This window comes from Acinetobacter sp. S-1, from assembly GCF_059579785.1.
The window spans coordinates 1,274,395-1,293,293 of sequence record NZ_CM184207.1 but is presented as its reverse complement, the minus strand read 5'-3'; the positions used below and the strand labels follow the sequence as shown (position 1 = coordinate 1,293,293).

Annotated in this window: 17 protein-coding genes; 7 read left to right on the top strand and 10 right to left on the bottom strand. The window is 38.9% G+C overall.

The annotated features are described in order from the left end of the window. Positions 1 to 92: 92 nt before the first annotated feature. Positions 93 to 1,451: a dicarboxylate/amino acid:cation symporter gene (locus tag AC52J8_RS06140; RefSeq protein ID WP_002118145.1), complete on the bottom strand. Its 1,359-nt coding sequence runs from the start codon at positions 1,449 to 1,451 to the stop codon at positions 93 to 95. 502 nt (positions 1,452 to 1,953) lie between these two features. Here AC52J8_RS06140 and AC52J8_RS06135 point away from each other — a divergent pair. Continuing rightward, the gene (locus tag AC52J8_RS06135) at positions 1,954 to 2,967 is read left to right on the top strand and encodes a glycosyl transferase family protein (RefSeq protein WP_086399173.1); all 1,014 of its coding nucleotides are present in this window, start codon (positions 1,954 to 1,956) and stop codon (positions 2,965 to 2,967) included. A gap of 200 nt (positions 2,968 to 3,167) precedes the next feature. Here AC52J8_RS06135 and AC52J8_RS06130 read toward each other — a convergent pair whose 3' ends face one another. Further along, positions 3,168 to 3,440, bottom strand: a complete 273-nt coding sequence (locus AC52J8_RS06130) for a YeaC family protein (protein WP_002118245.1) — start codon at positions 3,438 to 3,440, stop codon at positions 3,168 to 3,170. Beyond that, positions 3,437 to 4,345, bottom strand: coding sequence for an NAD(+) kinase (locus tag AC52J8_RS06125; RefSeq protein WP_005073476.1), 909 nt, complete (start codon positions 4,343 to 4,345; stop codon positions 3,437 to 3,439). Before AC52J8_RS06125 ends, AC52J8_RS06130 begins: the two co-directional genes overlap by 4 nt. 185 nt (positions 4,346 to 4,530) lie before the next feature. Here AC52J8_RS06125 and mrcB point away from each other — a divergent pair, with 185 nt between their 5' ends. Both mrcB and AC52J8_RS06115 read left to right on the top strand, forming a co-directional pair. Further along, complete coding sequence (gene mrcB / locus AC52J8_RS06120) at positions 4,531 to 6,927, top strand: penicillin-binding protein 1B (RefSeq protein ID WP_017402976.1); 2,397 nt, start codon at positions 4,531 to 4,533, stop codon at positions 6,925 to 6,927. A 21-nt stretch (positions 6,928 to 6,948) separates the two neighbouring features. Further along, complete coding sequence (locus tag AC52J8_RS06115) at positions 6,949 to 7,497, top strand: tetratricopeptide repeat protein (protein WP_086399174.1); 549 nt, start codon at positions 6,949 to 6,951, stop codon at positions 7,495 to 7,497. Positions 7,498 to 7,522: 25 nt separating this feature from the next. Here the strand turns inward: AC52J8_RS06115 and AC52J8_RS06110 are convergent, their stop codons facing one another. Next, the gene (locus AC52J8_RS06110) at positions 7,523 to 8,422 is read right to left on the bottom strand and encodes an NUDIX domain-containing protein (RefSeq protein ID WP_086399175.1); all 900 of its coding nucleotides are present in this window, start codon (positions 8,420 to 8,422) and stop codon (positions 7,523 to 7,525) included. 136 nt (positions 8,423 to 8,558) lie between these two features. On the opposite strand from AC52J8_RS06110, the gene hemP reads away from it, so the two are divergent. Then, positions 8,559 to 8,729: a hemin uptake protein HemP gene (gene hemP / locus AC52J8_RS06105; protein WP_002118129.1), complete on the top strand. Its 171-nt coding sequence runs from the start codon at positions 8,559 to 8,561 to the stop codon at positions 8,727 to 8,729. 72 nt (positions 8,730 to 8,801) lie between these two features. On the opposite strand, the gene AC52J8_RS06100 is transcribed toward hemP, so the two are convergent. The 4 genes from AC52J8_RS06100 to tfpB form a co-directional block, all read right to left on the bottom strand. Beyond that, positions 8,802 to 10,142 carry a sensor histidine kinase gene (locus tag AC52J8_RS06100; RefSeq protein WP_086399176.1) on the bottom strand — a complete coding sequence of 447 codons (1,341 nt, stop codon included), beginning with the start codon at positions 10,140 to 10,142 and terminating at the stop codon, positions 8,802 to 8,804. Continuing rightward, the gene (locus AC52J8_RS06095; protein WP_014207221.1) at positions 10,139 to 10,801 is read right to left on the bottom strand and encodes a response regulator transcription factor; all 663 of its coding nucleotides are present in this window, start codon (positions 10,799 to 10,801) and stop codon (positions 10,139 to 10,141) included. Before AC52J8_RS06095 ends, AC52J8_RS06100 begins: the two co-directional genes overlap by 4 nt. 108 nt (positions 10,802 to 10,909) lie before the next feature. After that, entirely contained in the window at positions 10,910 to 11,269 is a 360-nt protein-coding gene (locus tag AC52J8_RS06090) for a NirD/YgiW/YdeI family stress tolerance protein (protein WP_002118236.1), read from the bottom strand. 80 nt (positions 11,270 to 11,349) lie between these two features. Continuing rightward, positions 11,350 to 13,107: a type IV pilus assembly ATPase TfpB gene (tfpB, locus tag AC52J8_RS06085; RefSeq protein WP_086399177.1), complete on the bottom strand. Its 1,758-nt coding sequence runs from the start codon at positions 13,105 to 13,107 to the stop codon at positions 11,350 to 11,352. A 255-nt stretch (positions 13,108 to 13,362) separates the two neighbouring features. On the opposite strand from tfpB, the gene AC52J8_RS06080 reads away from it, so the two are divergent. Beyond that, positions 13,363 to 14,634, top strand: a complete 1,272-nt coding sequence (locus AC52J8_RS06080; protein ID WP_086399178.1) for an MgtC/SapB family protein — start codon at positions 13,363 to 13,365, stop codon at positions 14,632 to 14,634. A gap of 8 nt (positions 14,635 to 14,642) precedes the next feature. On the opposite strand, the gene tsaA is transcribed toward AC52J8_RS06080, so the two are convergent. After that, positions 14,643 to 15,374 (bottom strand): tRNA (N6-threonylcarbamoyladenosine(37)-N6)-methyltransferase TrmO, encoded by a 732-nt coding sequence (gene tsaA, locus AC52J8_RS06075; RefSeq protein WP_086399179.1) that lies wholly within the window; start codon positions 15,372 to 15,374, stop codon positions 14,643 to 14,645. A gap of 101 nt (positions 15,375 to 15,475) precedes the next feature. On the opposite strand from tsaA, the gene AC52J8_RS06070 reads away from it, so the two are divergent. Next, positions 15,476 to 16,255, top strand: a complete 780-nt coding sequence (locus tag AC52J8_RS06070; RefSeq protein WP_002118187.1) for a ferredoxin--NADP reductase — start codon at positions 15,476 to 15,478, stop codon at positions 16,253 to 16,255. Positions 16,256 to 16,311: 56 nt separating this feature from the next. On the opposite strand, the gene AC52J8_RS06065 is transcribed toward AC52J8_RS06070, so the two are convergent. Next, entirely contained in the window at positions 16,312 to 17,181 is an 870-nt protein-coding gene (locus tag AC52J8_RS06065; protein ID WP_496538894.1) for a PhzF family phenazine biosynthesis protein, read from the bottom strand. A 229-nt stretch (positions 17,182 to 17,410) separates the two neighbouring features. Here AC52J8_RS06065 and AC52J8_RS06060 point away from each other — a divergent pair, with 229 nt between their 5' ends. After that, positions 17,411 to 18,877: an aminotransferase-like domain-containing protein gene (locus AC52J8_RS06060; RefSeq protein ID WP_086611373.1), complete on the top strand. Its 1,467-nt coding sequence runs from the start codon at positions 17,411 to 17,413 to the stop codon at positions 18,875 to 18,877. Positions 18,878 to 18,899: the final 22 nt, after the last annotated feature.

Here is an 18,899-nt window from a genome sequence, read left to right as displayed (position 1 = left end):
GTCATGACATAGCTGCTCATTAAAACTGTACTTTTCAGTCAGCCAATAAAAAAGGAAGCCAAAGCTTCCTCTTTTATATAGGTTTATTTGAATTAATCTAAACCTTCAGCGACTTGAGGAGTTTTTTGCTCCATCATTTTTCTGTCGACTTCATCTGGATTGTTTAAAGCATCATTTAGCTTATCTTTATCTAAAGCACCGACCCATTTTGCAACAACAATCGTTGCTAGTGAGTTACCAACAAGGTTAGTTAATGCACGGGCTTCTGACATGAAACGGTCAATACCTAAAATCAATGCCAGACCTGCCACTGGAATATGTCCTACAGCAGATAAAGTTGCAGCCATAACAATAAAGCCAGAGCCTGTTACACCCGCAGCACCCTTAGATGAAATTAAGAGTACCAACAACAAAGTAATCTGATGTTGAATATCAAGCTGTGTATTTGTTGCCTGAGCAATAAAGATTGCAGCCATAGTCAAATAAATTGACGTACCATCGAGGTTAAATGAATAACCTGTTGGAATAACCAAACCAACTACAGATTTTTCACAACCTGCAATTTCAAGTTTACGTAACATGCGAGGCAAAACAGATTCAGAAGAAGATGTACCAAGTACAATTAATAACTCTTCACGAATCAGGCGAATCATCTTAAGAATACTGAATCCACTAATACGGCTGATTGTACCCAAAATTAAGAAGATAAAGAGTAAGCACGTAATATAGAAGCAGATAATGAGCTGCCCTAATTGTACGAGTGAACCAACGCCATATTTACCGATAGTGAATGCCATTGCACCGAATGCACCAATCGGAGCTAATTTCATGACCATATTCACAATGTTAAAGAACACATGTGCAACTTGATCAATAAATTTTAAAACTGGACGTCCTGCATCCCCTAACTTATGTAAAGCAAAACCAAAGAGAATTGCAAAAAGAAGGACTTGTAAGATTTCACCATTTGCAAACGCGCCAACCACCGTATCCGGGATGATGTGCATTAAGAAATCAATGGTAGATTGTGACTCACCAGAACTGACGTATTTTTGAATGCCCGAAGTATCGAGAGTGGTAGGGTCAACATTCATCCCTACACCCGGTTTAGCAATGTTAATTACAACAAGGCCAATTAGAAGTGCAATTGTTGAAACGATTTCAAAGTATAACAACGCAACGCCGCCAGTTTTTCCGACTGACTTCATGCTTTCCATGCCAGCAATACCGCTTACCACGGTACAGAAAATAACTGGAGCAATGATCATCTTGATCAAACGAATAAAGGCATCACCTAATGGCTTGAGTTTTTCACCTAACCCCGGAATATGCTGTTCGACACCATTGACAATTTGCGTTGAGCTTGGGGAAAAATGCCCTACCAAGATACCCGCAATAATCGCAATAATCACCTGAAAATAAAGTGATTTATAAATCGGTTTTTTAGCCATAACTTTACTTCAATCTATATTTCCAAGTCCGTTGGAAATACCAAAATGAAACGTCTATTCTTTACGAATACACAGCCCTAACCTTTCACATTAACACCGCAAAAGGGAAATGGTTTTTTGTGAACAAAAAACCTTCCTACTACCTCAATGAAAACAAAATCAAGTTTTCTAAAACAGGAGAATACCTGAAGTTTCTAACCACTTTGAGTAGCTAGAAATAACCTCTTACTTTTTCAATAAAAAGCTGAAGATATAGGAGAATCACATAAAATTATGATATGAGTGCTCAAAAAAGCACGAGAAAGTGTACTCGAATTAAATAACAATTCGGTTAAATTTTTAGCTGATACGCATAAAAAACACTCAGGCAGTCCTAAGACTTTAGTATAAGAAACACTTTTGATATTTTTTCAGCAGCTTTTTATGTCATATTGATTAAATACTTGTGGACATTTCATTTTGAGCTGCCTACATCCCATCATTTTTATTGTTTTGAACTACGATGAATACTAAACGTAATATCTATAAAGATGCTGAACATCCCTTTGCTCAATATGTCCGTATTTTAGGTAAGGGGAAAACTGGTTCTCGCTCTTTAAGCTATGAAGAAGCTTATCAAGCATTTACCATGATTTTAAAAAGCGAAGTGTTAGATGTACAGCTAGGTGCATTTTTAATGCTACTTCGGGTTAAAGAAGAATCTATTGAAGAACTCGCAGGTTTCGTTCAAGCAACCAAAGACCAGCTTCATTTTGAGCCTTTAGAAGTCGATTTAGATTGGTCATCTTATGCAGGTAAGCGAAAACACTATCCATGGTTTTTGTTAGCCGCCCTTACACTTGCCCAGCATGGCCATAAAATTGTTATGCATGGTGCGTCAGGTCACACGCTTAACCGTGTTTATACAGAGCAAGTCTTAGAATATCTTGGTTATCAAATTTGCCATTCTGAACAAGAAGTTCGTACACAATTAGCAGAGCAAAATTTTGCTTACTTACCACTAGACGTGATTTCACCAGTTTTAAGCGAATTGATTTCTCTAAGAAATGTCATGGGATTGCGTTCACCTATTCATACTTTGGCTCGTTTAATTAATCCTTTTAATGCCAAGGCTACCTTACAAGCAATATTCCATCCTGCTTACAGAACTTCCCACCAACATAGCGCATTACGCTTAGGCTATCAAAATAGTGCCGTTATTAAAGGCGAAGGTGGTGAATTTGAACGAAACCCAGATGCTAAAACACTCATTTGCGGTATTAAAAATGGTGAGCTCTATGAACATGAGTTGCCAAAGCTCACACCTGAGCGAAGCCCAATTGAAGAAGAATTAGATTTAGCAACATTTAAAGCAGTATGGCTTGGTCAACAGCACCATGAATATGGAGAAATGGCCGTAACAGAAACCATCGGAATCGCGCTATATACGATGGGCGTTGTTGCTAATTTTGAAGAAGCGATGCAAAAAGCAAAAGTGTTATGGGAAACACGAAATTTAAGCAATCTTAATTCGTAGTTAACAAATGCTATCGTGAAGGTCGACATGGATGTCGACCGTATCACTGCGATACAGGAAATATCGTCAGTGATACAAAGGATTTTTGGTTACTTTTGATCCTTCAAAAGTAATAAAAGCCTATATGCTATAACTTATGAAAAACATGCTATATAAGGCTGTATGGAATAACCAAAAATAATTTTCTGTCTTATTAAGTTTTAAACAAAACGAATCGGTTTAAACTCTGGCTCATGCTTGTGATGGTCATCATCACATTCTTCGCCTTCTTCTTTTGTACCACGGTCAATATAACCACTACGCTGATCTTCTGGTAAGTTCTTCAACTCCCAAGCGATTACAGCTTGCATACAAGTCTCACGTTGCTCTTTAGTTAAAACAACGCCGTTTGGCCATTTACCAATTTCTACTGCTGTTTTTAAACGCTCCACAATTTCAGGGTTTAAAACAGATAGCATTTGTTCAATATTCATGATTCATCTCTTTGAAAAGATTCAAAATCTTGGTTCCAACCAAGTTTGGTACGGCAGGCCATATAGAAATCATAACCTGGTGGATGCAATAAACTTAGTTTAAATGGGTGTTTGCGGATGTGTAAACTGTCTCCAACATTGAGCGAGACACTATGTTGCCCATCTGCACTCACCATTGGTAATACCCGATTTTCGCGAATAACGATTTTAATTTCGCTTTGACCACCGACTACGATGGGACGTGATGACAATGTATGGGGATGCATTGGAACTAATGCAATAGCATCCATACTTGGATGTAAAATTGGTCCACCACCTGACAATGCATAAGCCGTTGATCCGGTTGGCGTCGAAACAATTAAACCATCACTATGTTGGCGGTAAACATATTGACCATCAATATTAAGTTCGAAGTCAATCATGTGTACCGATTTGCCCGAATGCAAAACCACATCATTTAAAGCAATGGCGTCATAAATGACTTCACCATTTGTTCGTACTTCCATTTCAAGTAAGAAACGACGGTCAAGCTGGAAATGACCTTGAAGTACTTGGTCAAGTTTGAAAATGGCTTCTGAAGGTTTGATATCAGTTAAAAAACCTAACCGCCCGCGGTTAATACCAATAACAGGCGTATTGTAACGAACTAAAGCTCTAGCAGCGTGGAGTAAAGAACCGTCGCCTCCAACAACTATGACTAAATCAGCAACTTCACCCAATAAATGACGGCTTACAATTTGTGCATGATCATAAGGCACTAATTCAGCAGTTTCCTGATCAAAAATGGGGTTTAAGCCAAGGTTCAACAAATGATCATGAATTAAACATAGTGTTTCTACTACTGATGATTTATCTGGTCGACCGATTAACCCGACGTTTCTGAAGGACTTATGTGAAATTTGCACGAATGAGTAAGCTCCGCTGCGATACTTCGCTATAATAACATTAACCTGATTAATTTAAAAAAACATAACAACAAGATGCTGTAAAATTCAATCTAAGTTTTCCAATTATTCACAGTTTTATCATTGCAAATTGATGACAAGCTATCGCATCATTACAGGCATTGTTAGGGTTTTATCTCATTTTTATGAAGTTTGAACGTGGTATCGGTTTCTTTGCACTAATCTTTTCCATTTTGGTCATTGGTGCTTTTATTGCTCTTAGTATCTATCTGATTCGTTTAGATAATATTATCCGTGAAAAATTTGAAGGACAACGGTGGGATATTCCCGCCAAAGTGTTTGCACGTCCTTTGGAAATTTATAATAACGCACCTATTACCCAAGCAAATTTCACTCAAGAATTAAAACTCTTGGGTTACAAAACTTCAAGTAATTATGACAAGTCTGGAACCTATGTTGCTCAGGGTAGCAATATGTATATCCACACGCGTGGTTTTGATTACGGCGACAGTGTTGAACCCGAACAAGTCCTAGAGTTAAGTTTTGCAAATGACCAAGTTGCTGAAGTTAGAAGTACAAAACCTTCTTCAACGGGTGTTGCGCGACTAGAGCCACTTCTGATTGGAGGGATCTACCCTCAACATAATGAAGACCGTGTTCTCATTAAACTGAATAATGTCCCTAAACCACTTATTGAAGCTTTAATTTCAACAGAAGACCGTAATTTCTATCATCATCACGGTATTTCAATTCGTGGTACTGCCCGTGCATTAGTGAGTAATATCACAGGTGGTAAACGTCAAGGTGGTTCAACCCTGACTCAGCAATTGGTTAAAAACTTCTATCTCACACCTGAACGCACATTAAAACGTAAAGTTAATGAAGCATTAATGGCTTTACTCATTGAGCTGCATTACAGCAAAGATGAAATTTTAGAAGCCTACTTAAATGAAGTGAATCTAGGCCAAAATGGTAGCTACTCAATTAATGGCTATGGTTTGGCTTCTCAATTTTATTTTGGTTTACCGTTACGTGAACTTAGCGTTGCACAGCAAGCTTATTTAGTTGGTTTAGTGCAAGGCCCTTCTTTATATAATCCTTGGAAAAATCCTGAAGGTGCAAAAAAACGCCGCGATACCGTGTTAAATAACATGCGTGTAATGGGTTATTTAACTCAAGCAGAATATGAAGATGAAATTGCACGTCCTTTAAATGTGTTAAGTAAGCCAAGTTTAGGCCCTGCAAAATTCCCTGACTTTTTAGATATCGTGCGTCGTCAATTACGCACAGAATATCAAGAAAGTGATTTAACTAATCAGGGCTTACGTATTTTTACGACTCTAGACCCAATTACTCAAACTCAAGTTCAAAATGCTTTTAAAGCTTCAGTAGACCGCTTAGCAAACAGCAACCCAGCACGTTTGAAAAACTTACAGGGTGCTGTACTGATTGCACATCCAGAAAACGGCGAGCTTGTTGCTGCTGTTGGTTCTACACAAGACTTTACTGGTTTTAACCGTGCTGTAGATGCAAAACGCCAAGTCGGTTCTTTATTAAAACCTGTGATTTATTTAAGTGCTATTGAATCTGGGCGTTACAACTGGGCAACCCAAATTGAAGATGCGCCGATTAGTGTCCCTGTAGATGGTGGCAAAAGTTGGACACCTAAAAACTACAGTGGTGGCGGACATGGTGTAGTCAGCCTGAGTGAAGCTTTGGCAAACTCATATAACCTCTCTGCTGTACGCTTGGGTCAAGAGTTTGGTTTATCTACATTTACCAACAACTTAAGAAAGTTTGGTGTTGAGTCGACCATTCCTGCCTACCCTTCTATTTTCCTTGGGGCAGTCAATATGTCACCAATGGAGGTTCTGGGAATTTATGAGAACTTTGCTACAGGTGGCTTTAAATATCCGACTCGTGCGATTCGATCTGTCGTAGATGCGAATGGTCGCCTGCTTGACCGTTATGGCCTTAATGTTCAACAAACCATTGATCCATCTGTTGGCTATATTATGAATTATGGTCTACAACAGGTCATGTCTTCGGGTACTGGTCGCGCAGCTTATAATAGCTTGTCTCCTGCTTTAAAATTGGCAGGTAAATCAGGTACGACTAACGATACACGTGACTCATGGTTTGCGGGCTACTCAGGTAACCACGTTGCTGTAGTGTGGTTAGGTTTAGATGATAACAAAGTAACAGGATTAACAGGTTCATCGGGTGCATTGCCAGTATGGATTAATGTGATGAAACAATTACGTCAAACGCCTGTAAATCTACGTCAACCAGACACAGTACAGTGGCAGTGGATTGACCGTGCAACGGGTGATTTATCTGCTCAAGCTTGTGATGGTGCTATGTATATTCCGATGCTAACGCATACGGTTCCGCACCGTGCTACGCCATGTGGAGCACCTTATTATCAAGTTGATCCAACATATACGCCACAAAGTGATAACACAATTCCTGACTCTCAGGATGATAATACCGACAGTTATATTCGTGAAAGTGAAAACCAGATGGAACAAGATCTGTCGAACAACTCACGAGTAATTTCAAGTGGTAGTTATAACAACTAAGCGTTAACAGGAAATTAGGATATGTTGAAGAAAGGTGTTTTTTATATTGGTGCTGTTCTTATGGTCGGCTGTACAACTCTGCCCGATCATTCTGACTCCAAAGAGAAAACACCTACTCCTCCAGTCAAAAAGACGGAAACTCCATCAGGTGTAAAAATTACGCCTTATGATCACCCAGAAATTCAACGTAAAAATTTACAGGTGATTGTTCCTCAACAGAAAAAGCCTCAACATTTTAGTGATGATGGCAGCCAGCTACCGGCATTTAAAGTTTTAATGCAAAAAACACAGCAGGCTTATAAAAATCAACAGTGGTCAGAGGCTGAGCGCTATTCGCTTCAAGCACAGCGTTTAGCGCCACAAGCGGCTGAGACTTATCTATTTCTTGCACTTACGGCAAATCATAAACAGCAATATTCTAATGCTGAGTCTTTAGCAAGACGTGGTTTGAGTTTTGCCCAAAGTCAGCCAATGAAAAAGCAGCTATGGTTAGTCATTCTAAAAGCTGGTCAACAACGCAATAATCAAAAAACTGTTCAAGAAGCACAACAAGCATTAAAAGCTCTCTAGCTTTTAATGCTTTTTTATTTTCTCATTAGAAATTACGAATACCTGCTAAGCCATATGCACCATGCTGCTGTGCAGTGGCTAAATCTTCCGGATGCACTCCTCCTAATGCAAAAACCGGAATCTGGCTATTTTGGGCAAGCTCACTAAAACGCTCCCAACCTAATGGCACAGCTTCTGGATGAGTCGTTGTTGGTTTTACAGGACTAATAAAAACAGCATCGCAACCAATCTGCTGAGCTTGCTTTAAAGAAACGGCATCATGACAAGCAGCAATATAACGAACGCCCACTGTTAAATCGCCTTTATGCAAATTCATGAGCTGAGATTGTTTTAAATGAACGGTCTTTATTTGTTTTTGTAATTCAGGGCTTAATTGCCGCCAAATATCTACATTTATAATTAAATTTGATCGTTGCCCTTCATCTAAAGCAGTTAGTTGCTCTATATATTGCTGCTCAGCTTCATTTTCTATACGCCAATACAATAAAGCCTCACTGCTTTCTACCATTGAAAGCGTATTGCTAATTTTGATGAGATGAGGCCAGTAGAGCCTTTTTATAATATCTTTATTCGCTTTTGGAAAGTTTAGGTGAAGCAACTGTTCACGTGTATACCATGCCCATGGTTGATGAATAAGATTTAATAACTCGTCAGGTACATAACTATGGAATAAATGTAAATTGACAATAATGTCATCATATTCATGGTGAATATAATCAAACTGGTGCCAATCTTTTAAACCAATACCCACTTCTTCATAGATTTCACGGCGGCAGGCTTCTTCTGGTGTTTCACCCTGCTCAACCTTTCCACCAGGGAACTCATGCTTTCCACCTTGATGTTGCTGCTCTTCGCGCCATCCAACTAATATTTTTCCACGATGGATCAAGATTGCTATAGCGACATCGACTATTGGTTTGGGCATCTTTTTACTCTCTAAAACTTTTCTCAAGTGTAAGCAAATTTTATCATTTTATAAAATCTTAAAAATCTCATTGACAGATCTATTCGATAATGATTATCATTTAAATCGTTCAAGAACATACCACGGAGCACAACAAATGAACGCACCTTTTAGCTTATTTACCCGTAACAATGACACAGCTCACGCCTTACCAATGTTACATTCTAATAACCTCTTTGCATTAGGCCGTGAAATTCGCATTATGCATGCTGGCGAGGAATATCGTTTACGCCTCACTCGCAACAATCGCCTAATTTTAACTAAATAAAAAACATACTCGCGTTTCAATAATATTCGTGGGAAAACAAAAAATGGATAGCATGGGTAACCATGCTATTTTTTATGAAGGAAGAATAATCTCTGCCCTCAGCCCACCTTGTTCAGCATGCATAAAACGTAACTTGCCATTATGCAATTCAATAATTTTTCGAGTAATTGAAATTCCTAAGCCAGAACCTTGCTGCTGAGTACCAAGTACCCGAAAAAAACGCTGCCCTAACCGTAATAGCACTTCATCATCTACTCCATTTCCCGTGTCTTCAATAGACACCTTAATTTGCTGTTCATATTGACTAATCTCAACATGAATAGAGCCTAGTGTCGGACTATAACGAATGGCGTTATCAAATAAATTTCTAAAAGCAATAAACAGTAATTCTTCATTCGCATATGTTTTAGTTTCTGTCGATAAGGTATTTACCTCTATCAACATCTGTTTAGCTTTCGCGTCTAAATCTACAGTTTCAATCACTCTAGCCAGTAAGTAATTTAAATCGATAACTGTCTTAGGAAGTTCGGGTTGTTCAGCTTCATTGGGTTCTAAGCGGGCCAGAAGTAGTAAATTCTCAAGGATTTTTGTACTTCTAGAAACGTCTTCTTGTATGCGTTCAAAATCTTGATGAAGTTCTGGAAGATGTTGGTATTTACGCTGTAAAACCTGAAGACGCATTTGTATGGCAGATAAGGGAGAACGTAGCTCATGCGAAGCATCCGCGGTAAAACGCTGTTCAGCAACAAGAGCCCTTTGCAATCTTGCAAGCAATTGATTTAATGCATCTATAACAGGTTGAATTTCTGTAATGACATCTGGTTCTTGAATTGGCTCTAAATTTGATGCAGTTTTTTGAGCAATTCGTCTAGAAAGTAAATTGAGTGCAGCCAATTGATGCTCGGTACGCCAACTTACAATGACCCATTGCAGTAACCAAAACAACACCATAAGTCCGCTATATCCAGCAAGTGCTTTAAGTACCTCTTCAACACGTGTACTCATTGGTTGAAAAACTTCAACTTGTAGCTGAGAGTCTTCTTGTTGTGCAGCCAGACTACGCCATAATTGGCCATCAAACCAAAAATACGAAAAACCTTCTGATAAGTTACCTTGTTCAAAAAGTTCATACTGATAGGTATGAGAATGGGTAAGTACTTGGCCTGTGTTTAATAACTCATACTGAATATCAAATTCATCACTCAGCTCATCAAACTGTTTCATGGAGTGTTCAGAAAGATCGGAAACCAGCAAAGTATCTGAAATTTCATCCATGATTTCATCTTGCACTGACATGTTATGATAGATAGAAAATATGGTGAGTAAGCTTAAAGCCAGTAATCCCACCACGATACTACTCCACATCGTAGTTTTAACCAGTTGAGACTGCAAAGATGAGCGATTCGATTTCATTTTACATCTCCCATACGGTAGCCTAGCCCCCGTATGGTTTTAATACTGCTGCTTCCGATTTTTTTTCGAAGTTGATAAATAAATACTTCGATTGCGTTACTTTCAATTTCCTCGCCCCATGCATACAGTGCCTCTTCTAATTGATCACGGGTAATAATATGCTCGGGATGCACCATAAGCTTACGCAATATTTGGAATTCTTTTGCCGTTAAATCGATAGACTTGCCTGCGCTTAATACAACTTTCGCTTGTGTATCAAGTTGTAGGTCACCCCATGTTAAAACCGATTGCTGACTCAAAGTTTGTTTGCGTAATTGAGCGCGGATGCGAGCCGATAATTCTTCTAAACTAAAAGGCTTAACCAAATAATCATTTGCGCCTAAATCTAGCCCCTCTACCCGATCATGAATGCTGTCACGTGCAGTGATAAAAATAACAGGAACATTTTTTTGTTTATGGCGGATCGTTGTTAAAACCTTTTCACCAGCCAGTTGAGGCAGCCCCCGATCAAGTAAAATACAGTCATAATCATGCTGTTCGATTGCCGTCAGTGCATAATCACCTCTTTCTACCCAATCTACCTGATAACCGTCTAACTCTAACCATGATTGAATGCTTTCAGCTTGAGAGCGATCATCTTCTGCAAGCAAAATTCTCATCTATTTTTCCTGTTGTATCCTGTTTTGATCTTGCCAAGCCTTTATAAAAAAAGCAAAGCCGCATGATTTAAATGCGGCTAAAAATAGTAAATCTACAGATCTCATTCATTAGAACTGAACTTGATCCACATCAATTTCTACGCGTTTTAAAGGTTTATAGTCAATGTCTACTTCACCAATTAAAGTCACATTTGTATTGGCTGAAATAGGGCGACCTTGCCAAAGTTCATCATCTACATCAATTGTAATGCTACCTGTCTTATCACGGAATTGATATTTTTCATCACCTAAAGACTTTACAACCTGACCATGTAATTTGATCGGTGTATTATCTTTTGAGGTTAATGCCTGTTTTACTGTGGTGACAGTTGCCGGAGCAATTGCAGCTTGATTCACTGGTGTATTCGCCACAACTACGCCAGCAGCAGTCATACCAGCAGTCATCAACATTACTTTAAGCATATTCATATTATTACCCTCTGTTTATGGTTCCCTTTTGGGATAAAGCAATTAAATCAACCATAAATGAGGTGAATCTTAAGAAAAACTTAATTTAATGGCACAACCCTCAAGACCTCTTCTAATGTCGTAAGTCCTTCAATCACTTTACGGGCTCCCGCAATTCTTAAAGGTTCTATACCTTCTTTTTTAGTTTGAGTTCTTAAATCATTTAATGTCACATGACTACTAATAAGATGTTTAAGCTCAAGACTGACCGGCATAAATTCGTAAATACCGACTCGCCCTTTATAGCCTGTATGACGACATTCTTCACAGCCTACCGCTTGATAAACCGTTTCAGGCATTTCCATAATGTAGTCAAAGGTTAAGTGTTCCCACTCATCCTCATTAATGTGAGTTTTTTTCTTACAGTGTGGACAAAGTTGGCGGACTAAGCGCTGCGCGAGAACACCCAAAATTGTTGCAGCTGTCAGAAATGGCTGTACACCCAAATCATGCAACCGAGTCAAACTAGACGGTGCATCATTGGTATGTAAAGTTGATAAAACCAAATGACCTGTTAATGCTGCCTGAATGGCCATATTCGCTGTATCTTGATCACGAATTTCCCCAATCATAATAATGTCAGGGTCTTGACGCATCAGTGCACGTACACCGTCTGCAAAGCCTAATTCAATTGCATTATTGACCTGCATTTGGTTAAAACTAGGCTCTAGCATTTCAATCGGATCTTCAATGGTACAGACATTGACCTGCTCGGTTGCAAGCTGCTTTAAAGATGAATATAGCGTAGTTGTTTTACCGGAGCCTGTAGGACCCGTGACTAAAATAATACCGTGGCTATTTTTTGTTAATTGTTGCCACTGTTGTAATAAACGCTCTTCAAAACCCAATTGCTGAAAAGAACGTACCAACACATCAGGGTCGAAAATACGCATAACCAGTTTTTCACCAAATGCGGTTGGTAAGGTTGATAAACGTAATTCGGTTTCTTGCCCTTTAGGTGTACGTGTTTTTAACCGGCCATCTTGTGGTTTACGTTTTTCCGCTACATTCAAACGTCCTAAAATTTTAATCCGAGAAATCACGGCGGTCAGCGTATTTGAAGGCATGTTATAAATGGTGTGTAAAACGCCATCAATCCTAAACCTGACTTTACCATTATCTTTACGCGGTTCCATGTGAATGTCACTGGCACTCTGCTCAAATGCAAACTGTAAAATCCAGTCGACTAATTTCACAATATGCTGATCATTAGCATCTGGGTTTTGGCTATCGCCAAGCTGCAAAAGCGCTTCAACATTTTTACTGTCACGGTCATGAGCTGCATCTTTTTGAGCAGAGTTTACCGCGCGACTCACCTGATAATATTCGCGCAAATAGCGTTGTAACTGTTCGGGATTAAGCAGTACCCGTTCAATTTTTTTAGGCGCTAGACTTCGTTCAAGGTTATTAAGCCAATCTGTTTGAAATGGTTGATCTGTTCCAATCACGATTCGGTCAGCACGAATTTCAACAGCTAAAATATGGTTGCGAATCGCAAACTCTTGTGACATGACCTGCGTTAAAGCGCTGACATCTGCCTTTAAAGGATCGATCACAAATAGAGGTAGCTGAACCCGATCTGCAAACCATAAACATAAGCGGTTTAAACTCAAATGGGCATGTGTATGCTGCTGATCTTTTAAATTGAAATGTGCAATCCACTGTAATGGATGCCACTTTAACTGGTCTTTTTGGCGGTGACTTGTCTGTACCAGTAATTTATCTCGTTCTGTTATACGGCCTTCTTGTAATAGTTGTTCTAGACACCAATACGTATCTATTTCTACATGTGCATTCATGCGTTATCCCCAATATATTTTTATAATATAGCAGAGATGTTTTACATTTAAATATCCTTTAACATCAGTTAATTAAACCACTTCTCATCTTAATATTTTTTTGTGTCACAGGTCATATTTATAGAAATATTTTCTACATAGTTTTGTCTAAAAAAGACACTATGCTCACTATAATAAAAAGCATAAACTGAACATGAATACATGATTTTAAAATGATTCAAATCTACATATAACAATAAGCAAAGAGGAAGTAATATGGAACTTCCAATGACAATGTCATTACAAACAGCATCATTTGAAGAATTTATTACTGTCATTGCTGCGGCGCTTGGTTGTGGCTTATTAATTGGTTTAGAACGAGAACGAAGTAAGCTTAAACATGAATATAAAACCTTTGCGGGATTTCGATCTTTTGCCATTAGTGCATTATTAGGAGCAATCTGTTTTTTATTTGGCATTGAAATTGGAATTGTGGGTGCCTTACTCATTGGTGCTATTAGTATTGTTTCGCTCAAAAATCAACCCAATGACCCGGGCGTGACCACCGAACTCGCCTTTATTATGACTTACTTCATCGGGGCACTTTGCATTTGGAATATTTCGCTCGCAGCCGGCCTAGCTGTGATCATGACAACTATCTTAATAGCTAAGCAGTCTATGCATGGTATTGCCAGTCAATGGATTACCGAATCGGAATTGCGTGATGGTATTTTTCTACTTGCCTTACTGTTAATTGCTTTGCCTTTAGTTCCAAATAAACCTTTTTGGGGTCCAGTTTTAAATCCACATGTGATTTTAAAATTACTGACTTTAATCTTATTTGTACAAGCCCTTGCCCATATAGCAAAGCGACTTTTGTCATCTAAAAATGCTTTATTGCTTTCTTCTTTAGCTTCCGGATTTGTTTCTAGTACAGCAACTATTGCCAGTTTAGGTTTAGAAGTACGCTCTGGCAAAGCCAACGCAACAACAAATGCAGGTGCTGCATTGATGTCTTGCGTTTCAACACTGATTCAAACATTAATTATTGTGATCGGTATTAGCTTTGCTTGGTTCAAGCTGATTATATTTCCTACACTTATTGCCTTAGTAGTTTTAGCAGTATGGGCCTTTATTTTATTACGTAAAGCCGAGCCTAGTACAGCTTCACCCGAGCTGGACTCAAGAATGTTCAGCTTAAAAGAAGCCATTATTATTGCGGGTACACTTACCCTTATTCAGGCAGGTGTTTATGGTTTAAGTTTATCTTTAGGCGATGCGGGATTAATCGCGGGGACTTTACTTGCTTCATTATTTGAAATACATGCAGCTATAGCGGCTGTCATTGTGCAAGGCGAACCTGATAGCGCACATATGACACCTTTATTAATTGCCTTTTTAGGAGGTTTTGCAGTTCACGCTCTTGCTAAAAGTGTGAACTCTGCAATTTCGGGCGGACTACGCTATGCCCTTGCTTTCGTTCCCGCCCAACTCATTCATATGACTATTTTTATTACTTTACTTTGGCTCAACATCCACTGGTTTTAAAATATCTATTATGCAAGCGCAGAAGTCTTCACCACATCAATGACGGTAACTACAAATTGATCGACCTTAAAATGAATATCAAAGTCTGAAAATTTCATTTTATAGATTCTTTCAGGGTCTTGTTGATAGGCAGGCCGAGGATCTAAAGCTAATACTTGCTCAAGCTCATTAATGTACTGCGAATCTATTTCTTTATTTTGAAGAAAATATTTTTGCGCTGTTAATGCAGCTTCAGTCCACATGACTGCTTTTCGTTCAGGTTCTGCATGTGCATAACCACTTTGAGCCTCCGCAATTGCATCAGAATATTGAATATAGGGTTTGATATCTAAAATTGGGGTGCCATTTAATAAATCACTTCCTGTGACATAGACACGGACAGACTTCCCCACTTTTTCCACTTTATTAAGTTTTACGACTGAAAGCCCGATTGGAGAAGGTCTATACATACTTCGTGTAGCAAATACTCCAATTTTTTCATTACCACCTAAACGTGGCGGACGAACCTGTGGACGGAACTTATCTGTACTGCCTTGATTTTTATTGTCATGAAACTGCCAAACTAACCAGAGATGACTAAATTGCTCAATTCCCTCAAATGCTAACAAGTCGTTATATGGTTCTATCATGTCAATATAAGACTCAATATTGACCAAATTAGGCTGACGTGGAATACCAAATTTTTCACGATAGGGAGAGCACATGTGCCCAATGATGGGGAAGGTGACAGAATTGATCATCACTTTTTCTTATAAACACAATTAAATATATTCAGTTTATCGGGAATGAAATTAGATTAGAATAGCAATCTGTTTTCTTTTAATCGTGATCGAGACCTTTAATGGCTGCTTTTAACGTTGAACGCATTACTCATGTTCACCACTGGAATGACACTCTTTTCAGTTTTAAAACTACACGCGATACCAGCTTACGTTTTAAAAATGGTCAGTTCGTAATGATCGGACTTGAAGTGAATGGCAAACCGTTAATGCGTGCGTATTCGATTGCAAGTGCAAACTACGAAGAAGAGTTAGAATTCTTCTCAATTAAAGTACAAGACGGTCCTTTAACTTCGATTTTGCAAAAAGTACAAGTTGGTGATGAAATCTTAGTTTCTAAAAAACCAACAGGTACTTTGGTTCATGATGACCTTTTACCAGGTAAAAACTTATACCTTTTATCTTCTGGTACTGGTCTTGCTCCATTCTTATCAATTATTCGTGATCCAGAAACTTACGAACGCTTTGAAAAAGTAATCGTTGTTCACGGTACACGCTATATTTCTGAATTAGCTTATCAAGACCTTATCTTGAACGAATTACCAAACCACGAATTCTTTGAAGAGTTAGGTATTAAAGACAAGCTTGTTTACTACCCTACTGTTACTCGTGAACCTTTCCACACTCAAGGCCGTGTAACAACTGCAATTGAAACTGGCGCTTTATTTGAAAAAATCGGTTTACCACGCTTCAACCGTGAAACTGACCGTGCAATGCTTTGCGGTAGCCCTGCATTCTTAAAAGATGTGGCTGCATTACTTGACCAACACGGTTTAGTTGAATCACCTCGTATGGGTGAAATGGGCGACTACGTCATTGAACGTGCGTTCGTAGAAAAATAATTTTTTCTAGACATAAAAAAACCGAGGCAAAGTCCTCGGTTTTTTTATTTCTGTTTTTATAACTTAATTGTGCCATCGATACAGGTGACAGCGGTTCCACCCACCAAAATTTTATCTTGATACAATTCAAGTTGAAGTTGTCCGTCTCGACCTACCACCCCACCTTGTGAAGAAACTACGACATCATTTTGTGCAGGAAGAATCCCATAATAACGAATAAATGAAGCTACGCTACCATTACCACTACCACAAACCGGATCTTCATTTATTCCACATGAAGGGGCAAATGAACGAACTTCTATGTGTTTTTGTTCATCATTATTTTCATGAAAACCAAAAACTGTCGCACCCGTAACTTTCATTTCTAAATCATGTTCTTTTAAAGCGGCAAAGTCTGGTTGGCTATCTAGAACAGCCTCAGCATTAACAGCTTGCAATACAATCCAGCGCGCCCCTACATCAACCAATGCAGCGTTCCATTGAGTATTAATTTCACATTTTAAAATTTCTGCTAATTTCTCAGTATGCATAGCATCTAGTGGAGTAATTTTAGGCTTAGGTAGTTCAAATGAAATATGACTTGATTCACTCACGGTCAGAGTCACCAAACCAGCACCGCACTGCTGTACCAGCTTACCTTCTTTCGCTTTAATTAGATTAGCCTCAAGTAAAGCATAGGCAGTACCAATTGTAGGATGGCCTGCAAATGGCAACTCACTTTGCGGAGTAAAGATTCGAACCTGATAGTCAGCTTGTGAATCGGTCGCAGGGAGTACAAATGTGGTTTCAGAAAGATTGGTCCAGTTCGCAATGGCTTGCATCTGCTCAGACGTTAAGGTGCTGGCGTCCATAATGACCGCAACAGGATTTCCTTTAAATGCTTGTGAAGTAAAAACATCAACTTGTTTAAATGCAACAACAGACATAGACCTCTCCTACTGATTTTGTAATTTAAAATATGGTTTTTAAGTCCTCACCATTTCTTGATCTTACTGATTTATTTTTAATGGTCACAGTATCAGTTAATATGAAAAATAATAGACACAGTTATTAAAACTATATCCCTATTAAATGGATTAATCTAAATGCATAACAATATTTGAGATAAATCAGGGATCGCTATAAACTGTATCCATTGCTTTGGCTTTTTAATGAATGGATATGTACAAATATAAAAAAGTGAGTGATGACCTCACCCTGCAAATTCAAAATGGCAGGCAGCCTATTGGTTCTCGGTTGCCATCAATTCGAGATTGTGCCCAGCATTATCAGGTTAGTATTAATACCGTAAAAGAAGCTTATCGCCAGCTTGAAGACCAAGGTTTAATTTCAGTTCGTCCACAGTCTGGTTACTATGTTTGTCATGCACCTTCAAACTTACTAGAACTCGAAGAGCGTTATGTCAGTGAAGAAAAAGTATCACTTTCAGGAGTTAGTTGTTTTCTCGCACAAATTGTTAAAAAGCAAATGGACCCCGACTATGTCAATTTGGCCCTAGCTTGCCCTTCTGGGGAAAATTTTTATCCAATTGAACGCTTAAAACGCTTAACTGCTCAAGTTTTACGGACACAGCCAGATATTTTTAAAAGCTATACCTTGCCGCCCGGTTCTATACGTTTACGTACTCAAATTGCTAGGCGAAGCTTACAGTTAGGTATGTTTCTTTCAGCAGATGATATTGTGCTCACTCATGGCACGATGGAGGCTTTAAGTCTCGCGATTATGGCAACCACTCAAGCGGGTGACAGCATAGCGCTTGAGATTCCTACATTTCATAACCTGTACCCACTCCTTCATAATTTAGGTCGAAAAATTGTAGAAGTGCCGACCTCACCACATACAGGTATGTGTCTGGATGCACTTGAAGAATACTTAAAATCTCAAAGTGTACAAGCCATTTTAACCATTCCGACAGGACACAATCCTCTCGGTTTTAGCATGCCTGAGAGCAGCCGCCGTCGCTTGGCAGAGTTAGCTAATCAGTTTCAGATTCCTGTTATTGAAGATGCGATGTATGCCGAATTGCAACTCACCGAGCCTCTCCTACCCAATATTAAGGCATTTGACCAAAATGGATGGGTTTTGGTGTGTGGCAGCTATACCAAAACTGTAGCACCTGATTATCGGATTGGTTGGTTAGAAGCTGGACGTTTCCGTAATATTGTGCAGCAGCTTAAATTTACAACCACTGTTGCTGAGCCAGCTTTACTCACAGAAACTTTAGGACTTTTCTTAGAGAATGGCGGATATGATCTACATTTACGTCAACTCAAAAAACGCTATCAACAACAAATTGACACCATCAAATCTTATATTTGCCGCTATTTCCCACTCGGTACCCGAGTCAGTCGTCCGCAAGCGGGATTTATTTTATGGTTAGAGCTCCCCGAATCTATCGATACATTAGAACTGTTTCATCAGGCAATGGATGAAAAAATCTTATGTATGCCGGGAATTTTGTGTTCAGCTGATAAACGTTTTAGTCATTGTTTACGTATAGCAGCTTGTTTTGAGTTAAATCCCAAAATGTTAAATGCTTTGATGCGCTTAGGAGAGCTAGCAAAAAATATGCTGCCCGTACAAAAGGATAATGATCAAATCCCTACTAATTCAGTAGGTTGAATCCCAAATCCGGAGTTAATAA